Source organism: Magnetospira sp. QH-2, from assembly GCF_000968135.1.
GTDB lineage: Bacteria > Pseudomonadota > Alphaproteobacteria > Rhodospirillales > Magnetospiraceae > Magnetospira.
On sequence record NZ_FO538765.1, the window covers coordinates 1,860,218 to 1,877,112 of the forward strand.

General features: G+C 58.4%; 17 protein-coding genes. 9 read left to right on the forward strand and 8 right to left on the reverse strand.

Features of this window, described 5'->3' with window-relative positions; genetic code table 11:
- Positions 1-266 precede the first annotated feature (266 nt).
- The gene (locus MGMAQ_RS08770) at positions 267-761 is read left to right on the forward strand and encodes a DUF6858 family protein (RefSeq protein ID WP_198409178.1); all 495 of its coding nucleotides are present in this window, start codon (positions 267-269) and stop codon (positions 759-761) included.
- Between the two features lie 40 nt (positions 762-801).
- Here the strand turns inward: MGMAQ_RS08770 and MGMAQ_RS08775 are convergent, their stop codons facing one another.
- On the reverse strand, positions 802-1,503 hold the full coding sequence (locus MGMAQ_RS08775) for a YkgJ family cysteine cluster protein (RefSeq protein WP_046021244.1): 702 nt from the start codon (positions 1,501-1,503) through the stop codon (positions 802-804).
- 243 nt (positions 1,504-1,746) lie between these two features.
- Here MGMAQ_RS08775 and MGMAQ_RS08780 point away from each other — a divergent pair, with 243 nt between their 5' ends.
- The gene (locus MGMAQ_RS08780; RefSeq protein WP_158498823.1) at positions 1,747-1,956 is read left to right on the forward strand and encodes a hypothetical protein; all 210 of its coding nucleotides are present in this window, start codon (positions 1,747-1,749) and stop codon (positions 1,954-1,956) included.
- Here MGMAQ_RS08780 and MGMAQ_RS08785 read toward each other — a convergent pair whose 3' ends face one another.
- The 4 genes from MGMAQ_RS08785 to MGMAQ_RS08800 form a co-directional block, all read right to left on the reverse strand.
- Positions 1,957-2,421, reverse strand: coding sequence for a dCMP deaminase family protein (locus tag MGMAQ_RS08785; protein ID WP_046021246.1), 465 nt, complete (start codon positions 2,419-2,421; stop codon positions 1,957-1,959).
- Between the two features lie 20 nt (positions 2,422-2,441).
- Positions 2,442-3,008 carry a thioredoxin family protein gene (locus tag MGMAQ_RS08790; RefSeq protein ID WP_052716266.1) on the reverse strand — a complete coding sequence of 189 codons (567 nt, stop codon included), beginning with the start codon at positions 3,006-3,008 and terminating at the stop codon, positions 2,442-2,444.
- Positions 3,009-3,094: 86 nt separating this feature from the next.
- Positions 3,095-4,375: an NAD(P)/FAD-dependent oxidoreductase gene (locus tag MGMAQ_RS08795; RefSeq protein WP_046021247.1), complete on the reverse strand. Its 1,281-nt coding sequence runs from the start codon at positions 4,373-4,375 to the stop codon at positions 3,095-3,097.
- Positions 4,376-4,397: 22 nt separating this feature from the next.
- Positions 4,398-4,718, reverse strand: coding sequence for a c-type cytochrome (locus tag MGMAQ_RS08800; protein WP_052716267.1), 321 nt, complete (start codon positions 4,716-4,718; stop codon positions 4,398-4,400).
- Between the two features lie 356 nt (positions 4,719-5,074).
- Here MGMAQ_RS08800 and MGMAQ_RS08805 point away from each other — a divergent pair, with 356 nt between their 5' ends.
- Entirely contained in the window at positions 5,075-5,542 is a 468-nt protein-coding gene (locus tag MGMAQ_RS08805) for a FecR domain-containing protein (protein WP_052716268.1), read from the forward strand.
- An 11-nt stretch (positions 5,543-5,553) separates the two neighbouring features.
- Entirely contained in the window at positions 5,554-6,150 is a 597-nt protein-coding gene (locus tag MGMAQ_RS08810; RefSeq protein WP_052716269.1) for an OmpA family protein, read from the forward strand.
- 33 nt (positions 6,151-6,183) lie between these two features.
- On the opposite strand, the gene MGMAQ_RS08815 is transcribed toward MGMAQ_RS08810, so the two are convergent.
- From MGMAQ_RS08815 to MGMAQ_RS08825, 3 genes are read right to left on the reverse strand one after another with little or no spacing between them, the layout of a single operon-like run.
- Positions 6,184-7,134 (reverse strand): DmsC/YnfH family molybdoenzyme membrane anchor subunit, encoded by a 951-nt coding sequence (locus tag MGMAQ_RS08815; protein WP_046021248.1) that lies wholly within the window; start codon positions 7,132-7,134, stop codon positions 6,184-6,186.
- 19 nt (positions 7,135-7,153) lie between these two features.
- The gene (locus MGMAQ_RS08820) at positions 7,154-7,897 is read right to left on the reverse strand and encodes a 4Fe-4S dicluster domain-containing protein (protein ID WP_046021249.1); all 744 of its coding nucleotides are present in this window, start codon (positions 7,895-7,897) and stop codon (positions 7,154-7,156) included.
- A 1-nt stretch (position 7,898) separates the two neighbouring features.
- Positions 7,899-10,820, reverse strand: coding sequence for a molybdopterin oxidoreductase family protein (locus tag MGMAQ_RS08825; protein ID WP_046021250.1), 2,922 nt, complete (start codon positions 10,818-10,820; stop codon positions 7,899-7,901).
- Positions 10,821-11,069: 249 nt separating this feature from the next.
- On the opposite strand from MGMAQ_RS08825, the gene MGMAQ_RS08830 reads away from it, so the two are divergent.
- From MGMAQ_RS08830 to MGMAQ_RS08850, 5 genes are all read left to right on the forward strand, one after another.
- Entirely contained in the window at positions 11,070-11,705 is a 636-nt protein-coding gene (locus tag MGMAQ_RS08830) for a response regulator transcription factor (protein WP_046021251.1), read from the forward strand.
- A gap of 169 nt (positions 11,706-11,874) precedes the next feature.
- Positions 11,875-12,816, forward strand: coding sequence for a phosphoribulokinase (locus MGMAQ_RS08835; RefSeq protein ID WP_046021252.1), 942 nt, complete (start codon positions 11,875-11,877; stop codon positions 12,814-12,816).
- A 62-nt stretch (positions 12,817-12,878) separates the two neighbouring features.
- Positions 12,879-14,855 (forward strand): transketolase, encoded by a 1,977-nt coding sequence (gene tkt, locus MGMAQ_RS08840; protein WP_046021253.1) that lies wholly within the window; start codon positions 12,879-12,881, stop codon positions 14,853-14,855.
- Between the two features lie 48 nt (positions 14,856-14,903).
- A complete protein-coding gene (gene fba / locus MGMAQ_RS08845) occupies positions 14,904-15,968 on the forward strand; it encodes a class II fructose-bisphosphate aldolase (RefSeq protein ID WP_046021254.1) in 1,065 nt (354 codons plus the stop codon).
- Positions 15,969-16,240: 272 nt separating this feature from the next.
- The gene (locus MGMAQ_RS08850) at positions 16,241-16,885 is read left to right on the forward strand and encodes a c-type cytochrome (protein WP_052716270.1); all 645 of its coding nucleotides are present in this window, start codon (positions 16,241-16,243) and stop codon (positions 16,883-16,885) included.
- The last annotated feature ends 10 nt before the right edge of the window (positions 16,886-16,895 follow it).

The window sequence follows — 16,895 nt, forward strand, 5'->3', positions numbered from 1 at the left end:
GAGAGAGCCGTTCAGGTTCGGTTCAGGTTGGTCGAGACCGGAGTCTTTGCCGTCCAGAACCGCCATGGTGAGGTACTTCCGAGGCCGAAATGAATAAAATCTATATTCATGTAGTCTAATGATCTTATCAAACCAAATACTTGCGAACTTATTACTAGAACATAATGTCATAATATTAACGCAAGGGTATTTTCGCCTTCAAGCAGGTCGGCTATAATTTGCAGCAATTAAATGTGAAAAAGGCAACAGGGGCACCGGTGGCAATATTGGGCATCGTTGCCGGTGAAGCGGGCGAGACATCGTCCGTATCTGAGGTTCATGAGTTTGGGAGGGTTTGTGCCATGGAAGCAGTCCAGGTCCACAATGATTATCCGGTATATGTTCTCGATCTCGGCAAGGACGAGACCATGTATCAGACGGTCGATGAAATCATTCTCTATTTAAAGCGAATGATCAATGACACGCCGAAAGCATCCTATATCGGCAGTTTCGATCACTATGACCACACCACTCGTATCGGCGGCGAAATCGGCGATGAGATTCAGGCTGCCCGCTTGGTGGTGTTCTGCTTCGGGTTCAAGCTGCCCAATCCGGAAGTTCTGGCGGTGCGCCCGCGTTCTATCGGCGTGGCGGATATGGGCAACCGTTTTGTGATCAGCTTCCTTGAAGCCCCGGTCAATCCGGCCAACGAAACCATTGAAAAATGGCTGACCGGCTTGCACCACGAAGGGGAAATCAAGCTGGCCGCCGCGGCTCAGTAAGAGGAAAGGAAACCGGGGAGGCGTTGCTGCGCTCTCTCCGTTACGTTGGCGGGCTCAGGCCCTTGGCTGCGGCAAATGGGTCTTCTCCAGCCTGCCAACGGGCTTCGACGTTTGGTTCCGTGAAAGCAATCAACAGGGCACCGGTCAGGTCGAGTACGTGACCGGTGCGTTTTTCCCGCTTCAGCCCCAGTTCGATCCCAGCCAAGAGACATTGGGCGATACGCAACGGGTGGCCGTAGCCCTCAATGGCCAGATCGACTTGGTGATCGATTTTGCGCTGTTCACAGACCGAGGCATCATAGGCATTGAACCCCCTGCAGATGAACGGGCGGGCGGCATAGACCCGGCATTTTCCATCTTCCAACAAGGGGCAGGGGAAGAAGAGTTGACCCGTGTCCTCGCGCAAGGCCGCCTCACGCATCGCCAGGGCGCTTTGAAGCGACGGAACCAACGCCTCGATGTTCAAGGTGGCGCGGAGGGTCTGGACAATGCCGAATAGTTCGATCGGGGATAGGTGAACCTGAAAGTTATGGCAGCAGAAATGGCACCCTGCCTTGCAAGCCAAGGGCCGGGGTGGGGGTTGTTGGGCCGAGATGGTCGCCAGGTAGGCTTCCGCCAAATCAATGAGAGCCCGCGAAAGGGCGGTGATGTCAGCAGACCCCTCGGACATATATCCAGCGACGATCTTGGCCACACCGTCGCGCAGGGCGGTTTCATATCCATAGGGGCTGGGCTGATTCATGGGCTGATCTTAAGGGGCTGGGACAAGATTGACTACCATTGTCCTTGGTTCACAACCATCCCCGCCGCCAAGGCTCGGATCGGAAGTGATTTGTTGGTCTGTCGTGACCGGGAAGAGGCTTTATCTAAAGGAAATGCCTATTGTATTAGGAAAACCTAATTGACAGTATATTAGAATTATATAATGTTTGTGGGGCGATTGTGAAAACGATTACCTGACCCGTCAAAACGCGCATCGGAGAAAATGTCCATGGAAACCCTGATCGAACCGAAACCAGAATGGAACCAAATGTTGGATGCCGTGACCGAGGCTTATGAGCATGGTGAGGATTTCGAGGCCGTTCGGCTGGCCCGTGAGCTCTGCGACGCCCTGGATCAAGAAGACGGGCCGGAAGCCGAGGTCATTCGTGAACGCATGCAGCTAATCACCGAGGCGCTGGACGTCGCGGCCTGATCAGTCGGTTTTGGCATGGGTGGCCACGACGACGGACACCCCGGCCTCTTCGAACATGGTGTCGGAGGTCTTGATGTCCGCCTCCCATCGCTCCATGAAGGGGCCGTCCATGGTCGCGCCATCCACCACCACCCGCGATATTCCCGCTTGGATGATCTTGCGGGCGCAGCCGCAGCAGGGGTAGTGGGTAACATAGAGGGTGCTGCCATGTGTGCTCGCGCCCATCCGCGCGGCATTGCAAATGGCGTTCTCCTCGGCGTGACTGGTCCATTGATATTTGGTCGGGCGTTCGTGACGCTCTTCAACCATGTCATCGATATTGCGAGGGAATCCGTTGTAGGCAAAGGTGATTGGTGTACGGTCATCGCGGATCAACACCGCCCCCACCTGGGTGCTGCGATCCTTGGACCAGGAGGCCACCTCATGAGCGAGGCGCAGAAAGCGGTCGTGCCATTTATCGCTCAAGGCAGGGGCCTCCGGGTTGGTTAGGATGACTTGTTGGCCGCTTTGGCCTTGTCCCGTTGCTGCTTCAGCCAGCGCGGGAACAGAACACCCTTGGACGGGCCGCCGTCAACCACGTACTCAAAGGCTTTGAGATAGAATCTCGGGGCCAGGTAACCGGGCACCCGGAAGACTTCCTTGCCTTCGGGACCGAAGAATACGGTGGTCGGAGAGAAGTTGACCATCAGCTTTTCGTTAAACCGGGCTTCGGCCAGCACCTCGCCGTCGAAGTCGGTAACTTCGTTGGCGCCATACATGTTGATGACCATGATGTCGAAATTCTTGGATACGTAATCGATGGTCTCTTTTTCCTGAAAGTTGACCTCGTGCAGGCGCTGGCAGGCGCCACAACCTTCTTGCTCGAAGACCAGCACCAGGCCTTTCTTGCCGGCGTCCAGGGCTTCCTGCAGGTCTTCCTTGAGATCCAGGAACGACAGGTTTTTAAACCAGGACTCCGTGTGAACGCCGTCATCACGCAGGATTCCCCCAGCCTGCGCCGGAAGAGTCAGCAACACCAAGGCGGCCAGAGCCAAAATGGAACGTCGAAACATAGATACCTCCTTGTGGGGACCGATGAAAAAGCGGGGACCCTTCGGCCCCCGCTGTTCATCGTCTGGAGTGGGCCTCGACCTGAAAATCAGGTGCGGCTCCAGATGTCATTGGTGATATTGGCGAACCAGCCGCGGGCATAGTTGGCCTCGGCCTTGCGGAACTTGGCGCCTTCACCCAAGGGCGACAGACCACCGGAACCGGCTTTGCCGCGATAGCCCTTGTCCGTCAGCTGATACACCGCCGTCACCGAGATGCCATGGGTCGGAGTGATCAGGCTGTAACAGGTGTTGGTGGTGGTCGGCACGCCCGGTTCGCGACCGGCCAGAGAATCGACAACCGCCGCGGCACAGACCTTGGCCTGAGTATTGGCGGCGTTGCCGGATTTCGGCATCCCGTTCACCGTGGCCGCGTCACCCAGCACATAGACGTTCTTTTGCAAGGTCGACTCGAAGGTCTTGTGATCGATGGGGCACCAGCCCTTGGCATCGGCAAGACCCATGGTGAAGGCAATGTCGTTGGCCTTTTGCAGCGGGATGTAGTTGAGCACCGCTGCCTTGTGTTTCTCGAACTCGGTTTCCGCCACGTTGTCCTTGGCATTGACCGAAACGACCTTGCCGTCCTTGGAGCGCGGCACCCATTCGATCATGTCGCCGTAATGCTGCTTCCAGCCTTCCATGAACAGGCCCTGCTTGGAGAACTTGTCTTTGGAATCCAGGATCAGCACCTTGGACTTGGGCTTATTGTACTTCAGGTAGTGAGCGATCATGCTGGCCCGCTCGTACGGCCCCGGGGGGCAGCGGAACGGATTGGCCGGCGGGGCAATGACTACAACGCCGCCATCATCCATGGCGCGCAGTTGATCATGCAGGATCTTGGTTTGCGGACCACCGTTCCAGGCATGGGGGACGAGCTGTGCCGCCGCCATGTCATAGCCCGGAGTTTCTTCCCACTTAAAGCCGACACCTGGCGAGACCACCAGTTTGTCATAGGGGAACGAGCTGCCCTTGTCGGTCATGACCATCTTCTTGTCGGGGTCAAAGCCGGTGACGGTCTCGTGCACCACGACCACGCCGTCATCGTCACGCAGGTTGTCGTACCCGAAAGTGATCGAGTCGAAGCTGCGGATGCCGCCGAGATAAAGGTTCGAGAAAGGGCAAGAGGTGAAATGGGTTTTCGGTTCGATCAAGGTGACCTGAACGGTCGGATCGAATTTGCGGATGTACTTCGCGGCGGTCGCGCCACCAAAGCCACCGCCGATGACGACGACGCGCGCGGCGCCTTCTCCGCAACCTGCGATTCCGAAGGCGGAAACGGCGCCCGCCGTGCCCGCGAGCTGCAGAAATGTCCTGCGGCTTGTACGTGCCATGGGTCTGTTCCTCCCTAAAGTATTATTTGTTGATTTTTTCCAAATATTCCGCGATCGCCTTGATTTCCTTGTCGGAATAACCCTTGGCAATTCGGTTCATGATCGGGGCCGTTTTGGTGTCCCCTTTGTAGTCGCCCATATAACCGATCATCCGCTCGGCGGTGATCCCCTTCAAGGCGGGAATAATGCCGAGGGATTCCCCATTGGGTCCATGGCAATTATAGCAGTTGGATGCCAGAAGCTCTGCCCGCGCCATGTCTTCGGCCTTGGCGGAATTTGTCCCCGCGAGTCCGAAAACCACAGCCAGGGCAGCCCCACAAAGGGCGCTCTGTTTGTAATTCATATGTTCCTCCCAGTCGTCGCTCGTTACGTGCTTGTTTGATTTCCGGCTTTATCCGGTATGTCTCGCGGATCGGAGGAAAATTTCACCTCTTTCACCGTGATCATGTGGAAATAACGGATAACACACCGTGTCCAGTTTGCAAACCGTTATTGGACACGGATTTTGTAACGAATTAGGGTCAAGAAAGAGGTTGGGTATGGTGATGGTGAATTCGGTCTTTGTTGGCAGGAACACCGGCCATCCAAGAGATATTACGAATGCGAAATAACCACAGTTTAATCCGGGTTACTTTGTGCCCATGAAAGGCGATAAGCAAGAATACCAAATTGAATGATGCACATAAGGAAAACCAGAAAATGCATGGAATGATTCGGCTGATCGGCGGCGTGATTGGCATGATGGCCCTCATGGCCGTTGGCCTTGTGGCGATTGCGGCGGACGGGCCTGTCCTTGTGGGGCAGGTCAAGGTCACCCAGGGCGACACTTATGTGGTCCGAGGGGATCAACGCCTGACCCTGGATGAAGGGGCTTTGATATATCTCAACGACAAGGTTTCCACCGTCGGGGATAGTGCCTTGGGCATTACCTTGGAGGATGCCACGACCTTGTCTTTGGGCTCGGACAGTGAATTGGAGATCAATGAGTTCGTGTTCGATCCAGCCACCGATAACCTGGGCATGGGTTTGGGCTTGGTGAAGGGGACTCTGGCCTATGTTTCCGGGACCATTGCCTCGCTGGCACCGGAGAATGTGGCCGTGCACACCCCGGTGGCCACCATCGGTATTCGCGGGACCCGCTTCGTGGTCCGGGCCAGTGGTGAATAAGGAAAAATGATATGATTGAATGGATTCTCATTGCCCTGTTCGCGGGTGCCGTGGGGCTCTTGCAGCCCGATGACAACATGGTGGTTTTGCTGGCCGAGGAAGATGGCTCCGTGGGGCGGGTGGTGGTGCGGACGAACGGGGGCGAACAGGTTCTCGATCAGGCCGGATCGGCAACGACCTTCGCCGGAACCGAGGAAGCGCCGTCCGCGCCCAGGACCCTGACGGCTGAAGAGATCAATAGCGAGTTCGGAAAGGTTCTGGACGCTCATCCGCCCATTCCGCTGTTCTTCAAACTCTATTTCGAGACAGGGGGCGCGACCCTGACGCCGGAATCCAAGGCACGGGTTTCCGAGATCCTCCAGGCGGCCAAGGATCGTAAACATGCCCGGGTTTCCGTGATTGGTCATACGGACCGGCAAGGAAGCGCGGCCCTCAATGCCGAACTGGCACGGAAAAGGGCCGTGGTCATGAAAGACCTTCTGGTTGCCGCGGGCTTGCCAACGGAGGCCTTGACCGTTCGCTCCCACGGCGAGAACGATCCGATTGTTCCCACGGCGGACGAGGTGGACGAGCCGCGCAACCGTCGGGTGGAAATCAATATCAGATAATGGGTCGACGAGCCGGGGCGGTGATTAAAGTCTTTAGACCGCCTCGGCGCCGTAGAACAGGGTCACCGTGTGCTTGGCTTCGGCGAAGAACAGCCAGCGTTCGACGACAATTCCCAGGCTCACCGATAGACCGGCCAGGATGCTCGCCACCAGCGAGATCCAGGTGTCGCCGAAGGCCACGGTGAGGGCGGTGAAGAACAGCGGCAGGGCAAAGGCGAACAGGTGGGTCACGCCGCGCAGGTTGGCGGCATGCTTGCGCGCCACTTCATAGCCCATTTCCCGAAGCAGATAATTGTCCACGTAGTGAGGGCTCTCCACCGCTCGCACCCGTCCATAGACCCGCAGGCCGGTGGCGGTTTCCGGGGTGCTGATGGCTTCGGTGTTGTCGACGAAGTTCCAATACATCAACTTTGCGCCCCAGCCGGCAACCACCGTGGCCAGCACCCAGCCGGAGATATAGGGGTTGCTGAGGCCAAAAGATTCCACCAGCACATTGAACCAGACCCCGCCGGTCATCACGCCAAGGATGGTGTAGGAAGGCGGCACCCAGATGTTGTGCCATTGATGGATGGTCTTCAGACTGCCGTAAATCATCGAGGTGCAGAACACGGTCAGCATGGCCATGCCCGCCGTGGCCAGACCGACCACCGCCCAGGGGCCATAGTTATCCTCGAAAATCAGCCAGCCGAGAGCGAACAGCCCTGCCGCCGGGAAGGTCAGCACCGCCGCCACGCCTTCGCGCGCCAGCCAGGAGGATTTCCATTGGGTCAAGGCCCGCCAGGCCCGCTCCGGATGACCCAGATGGAAGGTCGAGGACAGCAGACCCACGGACACGGTACCCAGGGCCACGGCGAAGGACACCAGGCCAAACCAGAAGTCGGCGGGCAGGGCGCCAGCGGCGGACAGGAAGCCCATGATGGTCAGCATGCCGTAACCGGCGCCGGACGTGGTGGTAAAGAAGATGACGGAATAGGCGGGATGCATGGTTTCGGTGTCCTTTCCGTCAGCGGGTAAACAGCTTGTCGAGCCAGCGGGCCAGCAGACGCTCGGTCTTGCCCATGGGCACCAGACGACGCGGCGCGCCGATATCCCGGGCGCGGTCCTTGCGCGGGCGCGGTGGCAGGTACTTGTTGGTCGGCTTATAGCCCAGTTCCGGCATCAGGTCGTAGCCGCCCCGTTCGGCCACCAGACGGGAAACCTCGGAACGGGGATCGCCCAGATCCCCGAAATGCCGGGCACCGGCGGGGCAGGTGACGACACAGGAAGGTTGCCGGTCGATCTCTTGCATATGCTCGTTGTAAATACGGTCGACGCAGAGGGTACATTTTTTCATCACCCCCTCGGACTCGTCGAATTCGCGGGCGCCGTAGGGGCAGGCCCAGGAACAGAGCTTGCAGCCGATGCACCAATCCTCGTTGACCAGCACAATGCCGTCTTCCTCGCGTTTATAGGAGGCGCCGGTGGGGCAGACGGTGACGCATTGGGCATTTTCACAATGCAGGCAGGATTTGGGGAAGTGGATGGTGCGGCAGTCATCGCCTTCTCCCGCCTCGAAGGTATGGATACGGTTCAGCCATACGCCTACCGGGTCGGCGCCATAGGCATCCTGATCGGTCAGCGGGGCAGGATGGCCGCCGGTGTTCCATTCCTTGCAATGCACCGCGCAGCCGTGACAGCCGACACAGATATCCAGGTCGATAACCAAGCCCAGGCGGCGTCCGGAAGGATATTCGGGAAGGCTGGTCATGTCAGGTCTCCTCCCCGTTGCTTTTCCTGTGCCAGGACTTTGGATTGAAGAAGTGGCCGAAACGGTTTTTCTTCGGGGCTTTGCGGCCCCCCGGCATGCGCGGTTGCGGATCGAATTGCGGCCAGGTGCTGCCTTGCTCCTCGGGCGCCGCTTTGGTCACTTTGACTTTCAGGTCGAACCAGGAGGCCTGGCCGGTCACCGGGTCGGAGTTGGAATAGGCGTATTCGTCCTTTTCCTTCTTGGATGGCAACAGCTCCGAAATCAGGTGATTGAGCAGGAAGCCTTTCTGGCTTTCCGGAGCCTTGGGATCGAGACTCCAAGCACCGGAGCGCTTGCCGATGGCATTCCAGGTCCAGACCGTGTCTTGATTGACGCCTTCGACCAGTTGTACCTGTACCCGGATCTTGCCGTGGTGGCTTTCCACCCAGACCCAGTCGTCATCGCTGATGCCCAGTTTCGAGGCCGTGGCCCGGTGGATATAAAGCCGATTGGCGGTATTGATCTGGCGCAACCAGGCATTATGCGAGCCCCAGGAATGGTACATCTGCATGGGCCGCTGAGTCAGGGCATGTAGCGGAAACGCGTCGTTGTCGACGCGCGCTTCCTCGAAGGGTACGTACCAGATGGGCAGCGGGTCGAAGTAGTCCTTGACCCGTTGCCGATGTTGTTCCGGCGGCTGATTCTTGCCGTGACCCTCGGCGGCGAGGCGGAACTTCTGGATGGGCTCGGAATAGAGCTGCATGACGATGGGTTCGGCAGACCCCAACAGACCGAAGTCCACCGCCCATTCCAGATAACCCGCATTGGCGAATTTGTAGAACTTGTGCTCCTCGGGAAGGTGATAGGCCCAAAAGGATTGGTTTTCGATATAGCGATTGAGCTGATCCGGGTTGGGCTTGCCGCGTCCGTGGTGGGTGCCGTTCTCCCCCCGCCAACCGGCCAGCGGGCCGATGCCCGGGCCCCGCTCGTGATTGACGATATAATCCTCATAGCCGCCCGGATACTTGGCCGAGCCATCCTCATTGGTCATGCCTTTCAGACCCAAACGGGCGCCCAAGTCGAGCATGACCGTCTGGAAAGCCCGCACGTCCCGGTCCAGGGGAATGATCGGCTGGCGGATGGCATCGGCGGGACCGTCGGCCTCGCAGATGGGCCGATCCAGCAACGAAATGCAGTCCCAACGTTCCAGATAGGTGGTATCGGGCAGCACCAGATCGGCAAAGGCCACGGTTTCGGATTCGTAGGCATCCACATAGATGAACTTGGGAATCTTGTATTCGCCGGTTTTCGGGTCCTTGTCCCGGAGCATTTCCATGACACCCTTGGTGTTCATGGAGGAGTTCCAGGCCATGTTGCCCATATACATAAAGAGCACGTCGATGGGGTAGGGGTCGCCCTTCCAGGCATTGCGGATGACCATATGCATCAGCCCGTGGCTGGACAGCGGATTTTCCCAGGAATAGGCCTTGTCGATGCGCAGCGGCGTGCCGTCGGGATCCACCAAAAGGTCTTCCGGGTCGGTTGGGAAGCCAAGCGGTGCGCCGGGCAGGCCTTCGCCGGGTTTCACCTGATCGCGCTTGCCGGTTGGTTTCTGCGGCGGCGGCACCGGGCGGGGGAAGGGCGGCTTGTAGCGGAATCCGCCGGGACATTCGATGGAGCCCAGCAGGACCTGCAAGATATGGATGGCGCGGCAGGTATGGAAGCCGTTGGAATGGGCCGAGATCCCGCGCATGGCATGCATGGCCACCGGACGTCCGATGACTTTGTCATGCTCGCGACCGGCCCAGTCGGTCCAGCGGATGGGCAGTTCGATCTGTTCTTTGAACGCCACATGGGCCAGTTCAGCGGCCAGGCGGCGGATGGTTTCCGCTTTCAGGCCGCAGGTCTCGGCCACGGCGGCGGGCGCGTACTGCTCGTCGGTGTAGCGCTTGGCCAGCAGCTCGAACACCGGCACCGCCTTGCGCCCGTCCGGGGTGTCGTAGTGGCCGACCATGGCCGGTTTCAGTTCCGGGTCCATGGCATCGGCGAGTTCCTTGTTCTCGGCGTCCCAGATTTGCGGATTGCCGGAATCGTCGCGTAGGAACAGTCCGTGATCCGCCGCGCCTGGATCGTCGATTACCAGCCAAGGAGCGTTGGTGTAGCGGACCAGATATTCGAAATCCACCTTGTCGGCGCGCAGCAGTTCATAGATCAGCGCCATGACGAACAGGCCGTCGGTGCCGGGGCGGATCCCCACCCATTCGTCGGCGATGGCCGAATAGCCGGTCTTGACCGGATTGACCGAAACGAATTTGGCGCCACGGGTTTTCAGTTTGCCCAGGCCGATCTTGATGGGATTGGAATCATGGTCCTCGGTGACCCCGAACATCATGAAATACTTGGTTCGGTCCCAGTCGGGCTCGCCAAACTCCCAGAACGACCCGCCGATGGAATACAGACCGGCGGCGGCCATGTTGACCGAGCAGAACCCGCCGTGGGCGGCATAGTTGGGGGTGCCGAACTGGCTGGCCCACCACCCTGTCAGGGACTGGCTTTGGTCGCGTCCGGTGAAAAAGGCCAGCTTTCGCGGATCGGTCTCGCGCACATCTTTCAACCAACCCGTGGCGATTTCCAGGGCTTCGTCCCATTCGATGGGCTTGAACTTGCCTTCGCCCCGTTCACCGACGCGGAGCAACGGCTTGGTCAGCTTGGCCGGGGAGTATTGGGTCATGATCCCGGCGGATCCCTTGGCGCAAAGCACTCCCTTGTTGGTGGGGTGCTCGCGGTTGCCCTGGATATACCGGATCTTGCCGTCTTTCAGGTAAACCTTGATGCCACAGCGGCAGGCGCACATGTAGCAGGTGCTATACTTGATATCGTCCGCGATCTCCGGTGAGGTATCGACAACCTCACGCTTGGGGACCGGCCAAAACCGTGCCGCCATGCCCGCCTTCCTTCCTTGGATCGTTTCTAGGGAATCCTTGAGGACTCCTGTTTTTAAGAATCTTTATAATATTAGTATTTTCTTATATGTGTCAAATCAGATATTCATTGTAATTTCAGGGTGTTCCTACCCAAACAGGGGAGAAACGGGTAGGACTCCCCTTGCCACCACCCTTGTGGAGGGGTACACACACGGGTCAGTCCCTCGAACCCACCCGAAAGAAGGCGGGAACCTGGAAAGGAAGGAAGCGTGAGCGACTCCACAGAAATACCGCCCATCGATCTGGTGATCGCCGATAAGAGCCCCTTGGTACAGACGGCCCTGGCCAGTTTGTTTGGGGACAACAAGCGTTTTCATCTTGTTGCCGTCTGTGCCGATGGCGAAAGGTTCATGGAAGCCGTGGACCGGCTTGCCTTCACCATCGGTGTCATTGGCTGGGATATGCCTTATCTGCATGGGCGGGGTGTCCTCGAAGCCCTACGCGAACGGCCCGATGGTCCGCGTCTGGTGGTCTACAGCGGCAATGGCAGCGTGGATGTGCCGCGTCAGGTCATGAATTTGGGCGGTGCCGGATTCTGTTCCAAGAGCGAGCCACCAGAAAAGCTGATAGAAACCGTGCTGGCGGTTTCCGAGGGCCGCATGATGTTTCCTTTCATCGATGTTCATCGGGCCGTGGATGATCCCCTGGCCGGGCTGACGGCGCGAGAACATGAACTGCTGGCCTCATTGGCCGGAGGACGGACCAACGCCCAGATCGCCGCGGACATGGATATTTCCCTCAATACGGTGAAATTCCATTTGAAAAATCTCTATAGCAAACTGACCGTCCACAATCGCGCCCAGGCGGTTGCCTGCTATCTGAATGCCCGAGGCAGCGAGGGATAAAAGGGGTGGGGCGTGCCCGCCCTCACGGGTGGGGGTGGGCCTCTCCGGAAGAGTTTGACCGCCCGCCCCCGGGGGTGTTCCATCCATTCGGGTAGGGGGCTAAACCTTGAGCATGGCCGGGAGGGGAGTCCCACGCCATCTTGATGAATAAGAAGGGGTAGGGGGAACCATGCCGTTCGAGAGTAGGGTCGATCATCCGATCATCCTCGGCATCGTCGGCGACTCGGCATCGGGCAAGACCACGCTTGCAGCGGGGATTGCTCAGATTCTGGGTCCCGATCGCGTTCTCTCCCTTTGTTCCGACGACTATCACGGCCTTTCCCGCGCCGAACGCCGGGCCCAAGGACTCACCGCGCTTAATCCGGAAGCCAATTATCTGGAAATTGCCGGACAGCATTTGCAATTGCTGCGCTCCGGGCAGCCGGTGTTGAAGCCGGTTTATGATCACGGGTCGGGTACTCAGGCGCCGCCGGAACTGGTGGAACCTCGGGAATACATTATCGTCGAGGGTCTTCTAGCCTTTTCCACAAAGGCTCAGCGGGATTGCTTCGACGTCAAGATTTACCTGGAACCGCAAGAAGACCTGCGGGTCAAATGGAAGCTACAACGGGACACATCCGAGCGTGGCTACACGGCGGAACAGGTGCGGGCGATTCTGGAGAAGCGCCGCGCCGACAGTGTGGATTTTATCCAACCGCAGCGGACTTTCGCCGACATCGTGGTACAGTTCTATCCGCCACAAGGGCATTCGGAGGAAACCGGCGCCCATTTGAACGTCCGTCATACCCTGCGACCCACCCTGCCGCATCCGGATTTGACCCCGCTGCTTGATGCCGGGGCGAAGTCTGGCTTGCGGTTGGACCTGAAAAGGGATATCGACGGCAAGCCGGTTGACGTTTTGGAAATTCCTGGGGAGATCGACGACCGGCGGGCCAAGGCCATGGAGGATCTTCTTTGGCACCTCATTCCCGAGGCTCGGCATTTGAGGGAGAATGTGGGGAAATTCACCGACGAAAGCAATCGACAGGCCATGAGCCATCCTTTGGCCCTGTCGCAGTTGCTCATTACCTATCACATGGTCAAGGCCGCCCTCGGTCACCATGCTGTCTAAGAGTTCAAGCGAGACCTTAAACCAATTAAAGACCAAGAGAGAAAACGAGGAGACGTCAAGTCATGAGTGCTACACATCAAGAAATGGCCAATGCCATCCGTTTTCTGGCGGCTGACGCTGTACAGAAGGCTAAGTCCGGCCACCCCGGTATGCCCATGGGCATGGCCGATGTCGCCACCGTGCTTTTCACCAAGTTCATGAAGTATGATCCGAGTGCGCCGAAATGGGCCGACCGGGATCGCTTTATTCTGTCCGCCGGTCACGGCTCCATGTTGCTGTACTCGCTGTTGCACCTGATGGGTGTCGAGGACTTCTCCATGGAAGAGTTGTCCAAATTCCGTCAGTTGGGTTCCCGCTGCGCCGGTCACCCGGAATACGGCCATGGCGCCGGCATCGAAGCCACCGCCGGTCCGCTGGGCCAAGGCATCTCCATGGCGGTCGGCATGGCGCTGGCCGAGCGCATGATGAATGCCCGCTACGGCAACGACTTGGTCGACCATTACACCTACGTCATCGCCGGCGACGGTTGCCTGATGGAAGGTATTTCCCAGGAAGCCCTATCCATTGCCGGTCATATGAAGCTGAACAAGCTGATCGTGATGTGGGATGACAACGAGATCTGCATCGACGGCAAGACCAACATGACCTTGTCCGACGACCAACTGGCCCGCTTCACCGCGTCCAACTGGAACGTGATGAGCATCGACGGCCATGATCCCAAGGCCATCGAAGACGCTCTGACCGCCGCCAAGGCCTCTGACAAGCCGACCCTGATCGGCTGCAAGTCGACCATCGGTTTCGGTGCGCCGACCCTGGCCGGTTCGCACCATACCCATGGTGCCCCGCTGGGCGACGAGGAGATCGCCGGCATGCGCAAGGCCCTGAATTGGGATGCCGCGCCCTTTACCGTTCCCGACAACGTGCTGGCCGCCTGGCGTGCCGCTGGTGCCGCCGGTAGCGCCCCCCGCGAGTCCTGGGAAGGCCGTCTGAATGGTTCCGCCGAGAAGGCCGAGTTCATGCGCCTGCAATCCGGTGATCTGCCGGGTGGTTGGGAAATGGCCATGAATGACTACAAGAAGAAGATGGCCGACGAGCAGCCCACCAAGGCAACCCGTCAGGCTTCCGGCATGGCCCTGGAAGTGCTGGCCGACGCGGTGCCCGAAATGATTGGTGGTTCCGCTGACCTCACCGGTTCCGTGAACACCAAGACCTCGTTCATGAACGCCATTCAGCCCGGTGACTACGGCGGACGCTACATGCACTATGGCGTGCGCGAGCACGGCATGGCCGCCGTCATGAACGGCATGGCTCTGCACGGCGAGTTCATTCCGTACTCCGGCACCTTCGCGGTGTTTGCCGACTATATGCGTGGCGCCATGCGTTTGTCGGCGCTGATGGAACAACGGGTGGTCTACGTGCTGACCCATGACTCCATTGGTCTCGGCGAAGACGGTCCGACCCACCAGCCGGTGGAAACCGTCGCCAACCTGCGCGCTCTGCCGAACTTCAACGTCTATCGTCCGGCTGATGTGATCGAAGCCGCCGAATGCTGGGCCTCGGCCTTGACCACCAAGAGCACCCCGTCGGGCATGATTCTCTCCCGCCAGGGGCTGCCTGCGGTGCGTGTGACACACACCGACGAGAACCTCTGCGCTCGGGGTGGCTACGTGCTGCGCGAAGCCGAAGGCGGTGATCGCAAGGTCACCTTGATGGCGACGGGTTCCGAGGTTTCCGTGGCCATGGCGGCCCGCGATCAGCTGCAGGCCGATGGCGTGCCGACGGCGGTTGTTTCCATGCCGTGTTTCGAACTGTTCGATGCGCAAGATCAAGCGTATAAGGACTCGGTTCTTGGCGCGACGGGCGGTGCGCGTGTGGCGGTCGAAGCGGCGGTTCAGCAGGGCTGGGACAAGTACCTGGGCTCCAACGGCGGCTTTATCGGCATGACCGGTTTCGGTGCTTCGGCCCCGGCGCCCGATCTGTACAAGCACTTCGGTATCACGGCTGATGCGGTGGCGGCCGAAGCAAAAAGCCTTATCTAAGGTGTGACTGTAGGAATTGACTGTAACAGTCTGTAAAGGAGATTAAATATGCCTCTCGTTTCCATGCGTCAGCTTCTCGACCACGCGGCCGAGAACAGCTATGGCATCCCGGCGTTCAACGTCAACAACCTGGAGCAGGTCAAGGCGATCATGGTCGCTGCCGACGCAACCAACAGCCCGGTGATCCTGCAAGGTTCCGCCGGTGCCCGCAAATATGCTGGCGAGGCGTTCCTGCGTCACCTGATCCTGGCGGCGATCGAAGAGTACCCCCACATCCCGGTGTGTATGCACCAGGATCACGGCACCTCTCCGGCGGTTTGCCAACGGTCTATTCAATCCGGGTTCTCCTCGGTGATGATGGATGGCTCGCTGATGACAGACGGCAAGACTCCGTCGTCGTATGAGTACAACGTGGAAACCACCCGTCGGGTGGTGGACATGGCTCATGCCTGCGGTGTTTCCGTCGAAGGCGAGCTGGGTTGCCTGGGTTCCTTGGAGACCGGTGAAGCCGAAGCCGAAGACGGCGTGGGGGCCGAGGGCAAGCTGGACCATTCCCAGCTGCTCACCGACCCCGATGAGGCGGCCGACTTTGTCAGCAAGACCCATTGCGATGCCCTGGCCATTGCCATTGGCACCAGCCATGGCGCCTATAAGTTCACCCGTCCGCCGACCGGGGATATCCTGGCCATTGACCGGATCAAGGAGATCAATGCCCGCATTCCCAACACCCATTTGGTGATGCATGGCTCTTCTTCGGTGCCGCAGGACTGGCTGAAGACCATCAACGAGTATGGCGGCGGCATGGGCGAGACCTATGGCGTTCCGGTGGAAGAAATCGTTGAAGGCATTAAGCACGGTGTGCGCAAGGTCAACATCGATACCGATCTGCGCATGGCCTCTACCGGTTCCATCCGCAAGCACCTGCACGACAACAACGCTAACTTCGATCCGCGCAAGTTCTTGAAGGTGGCCCAAGATGCCATGACCGATATCTGCAAGGCCCGCTACGAAGCCTTTGGGACCGCCGGCAATGCCGACAGAATCAAGGTCATCAGCCTCGAGACCATGTTCATGGACTACGAGGCCGGTAAGTTGGACCCGAAGGTGAATTGATTACCGTCGAATTCTGTTCGACTTCACGGTGAATAAAGGGGAAGGGCGTCCTGAGGGACGCCCTTTTTCTGTCATTTGCAGGAAAAGGCAAGAATTTGTATGAATATTAGATAATTCTAAAATTAGAAATATTGGATATATGTGTTGTTAATTCTGGATTTATATTTCTAATTCGGGGGATGATTTTGATAAGTATTATACTTTTGTGTTTTAATCCCGAATTCAGTGTGGTATCGAATCCTTACATAAACTTTGTTTTTCAGGGAGGCAAAATGGTGTCCAAGACCGCTTTGCGTACCGCCCTCGCAGCTGTTCTTTTCAGCGGCCTGGCCGGTACCGGGATCGCTCACGCCGATAGCCACGGTGGCATGGCGTCAGCAAGCATGTTGGCAAATACCTGTAACGGCTGTCATGGCCCGGACGGGAACAGCTATGGGCCGGCATCGCCGTCCATCGCCGGCATGAATGACCTTTATCTCACAGAAGCGCTTATGATGTACAAGAGCGGCGAACGCCCCTCGACCATCATGGGCCGGATCGCCAAGGGCTATTCCGAAAAGGAACTCGAGGCTATTGCCAAGTTCTTCGCCGGCAAAAAGACCATACGCGTCGCCAAACAGAAGTCGGATGCTAAAATGGTCGAAATGGGCCAGAAGATTACCCGTGATCTCTGTGAAGGCTGCCACGAGAAAGACGGCTATGCCGCCGAGGATTACCCGATCCTGGCCGGTCAGTTGATGCCGTACCTGCGCAACAACCTGGCGGATTTCGCCTCCGGTGCGCGTAACCTGGACACCAACCCCTCGCTTTCGGCCAAGGAACGCCGCAAGAAAAAGGGCAAGTTGAAGGATCTCCACGATAAGCACGGTAAAGACGGCGTGGAGGCCGTTGTTCAGTTCTACGGCAGCCGTAAGTAAGGGGAGACAC

What these genes read in the sequence shown, in the direction of transcription:
- MGMAQ_RS08775 (WP_046021244.1), bottom strand. Translation starts at nt 1,503, where the DNA reads ATGAATCAGCCCAGCCCCTATGGATATGAAACCGCCCTGCGCGACGGT.
- MGMAQ_RS08825 (WP_046021250.1), bottom strand. Translation starts at nt 10,820, where the DNA reads ATGGCGGCACGGTTTTGGCCGGTCCCCAAGCGTGAGGTTGTCGATACC.
- MGMAQ_RS08800 (WP_052716267.1), bottom strand. Translation starts at nt 4,718, where the DNA reads ATGAATTACAAACAGAGCGCCCTTTGTGGGGCTGCCCTGGCTGTGGTT.
- MGMAQ_RS08835 (WP_046021252.1), top strand. Translation starts at nt 11,875, where the DNA reads ATGCCGTTCGAGAGTAGGGTCGATCATCCGATCATCCTCGGCATCGTC.
- MGMAQ_RS08790 (WP_052716266.1), bottom strand. Translation starts at nt 3,008, where the DNA reads ATGTTTCGACGTTCCATTTTGGCTCTGGCCGCCTTGGTGTTGCTGACT.
- MGMAQ_RS08780 (WP_158498823.1), top strand. Translation starts at nt 1,747, where the DNA reads ATGTCCATGGAAACCCTGATCGAACCGAAACCAGAATGGAACCAAATG.
- MGMAQ_RS08810 (WP_052716269.1), top strand. Translation starts at nt 5,554, where the DNA reads ATGATTGAATGGATTCTCATTGCCCTGTTCGCGGGTGCCGTGGGGCTC.
- tkt (WP_046021253.1), top strand. Translation starts at nt 12,879, where the DNA reads ATGAGTGCTACACATCAAGAAATGGCCAATGCCATCCGTTTTCTGGCG.
- MGMAQ_RS08850 (WP_052716270.1), top strand. Translation starts at nt 16,241, where the DNA reads ATGGTGTCCAAGACCGCTTTGCGTACCGCCCTCGCAGCTGTTCTTTTC.
- MGMAQ_RS08805 (WP_052716268.1), top strand. Translation starts at nt 5,075, where the DNA reads ATGCATGGAATGATTCGGCTGATCGGCGGCGTGATTGGCATGATGGCC.
- MGMAQ_RS08820 (WP_046021249.1), bottom strand. Translation starts at nt 7,897, where the DNA reads ATGACCAGCCTTCCCGAATATCCTTCCGGACGCCGCCTGGGCTTGGTT.
- MGMAQ_RS08795 (WP_046021247.1), bottom strand. Translation starts at nt 4,375, where the DNA reads ATGGCACGTACAAGCCGCAGGACATTTCTGCAGCTCGCGGGCACGGCG.
- MGMAQ_RS08815 (WP_046021248.1), bottom strand. Translation starts at nt 7,134, where the DNA reads ATGCATCCCGCCTATTCCGTCATCTTCTTTACCACCACGTCCGGCGCC.
- fba (WP_046021254.1), top strand. Translation starts at nt 14,904, where the DNA reads ATGCCTCTCGTTTCCATGCGTCAGCTTCTCGACCACGCGGCCGAGAAC.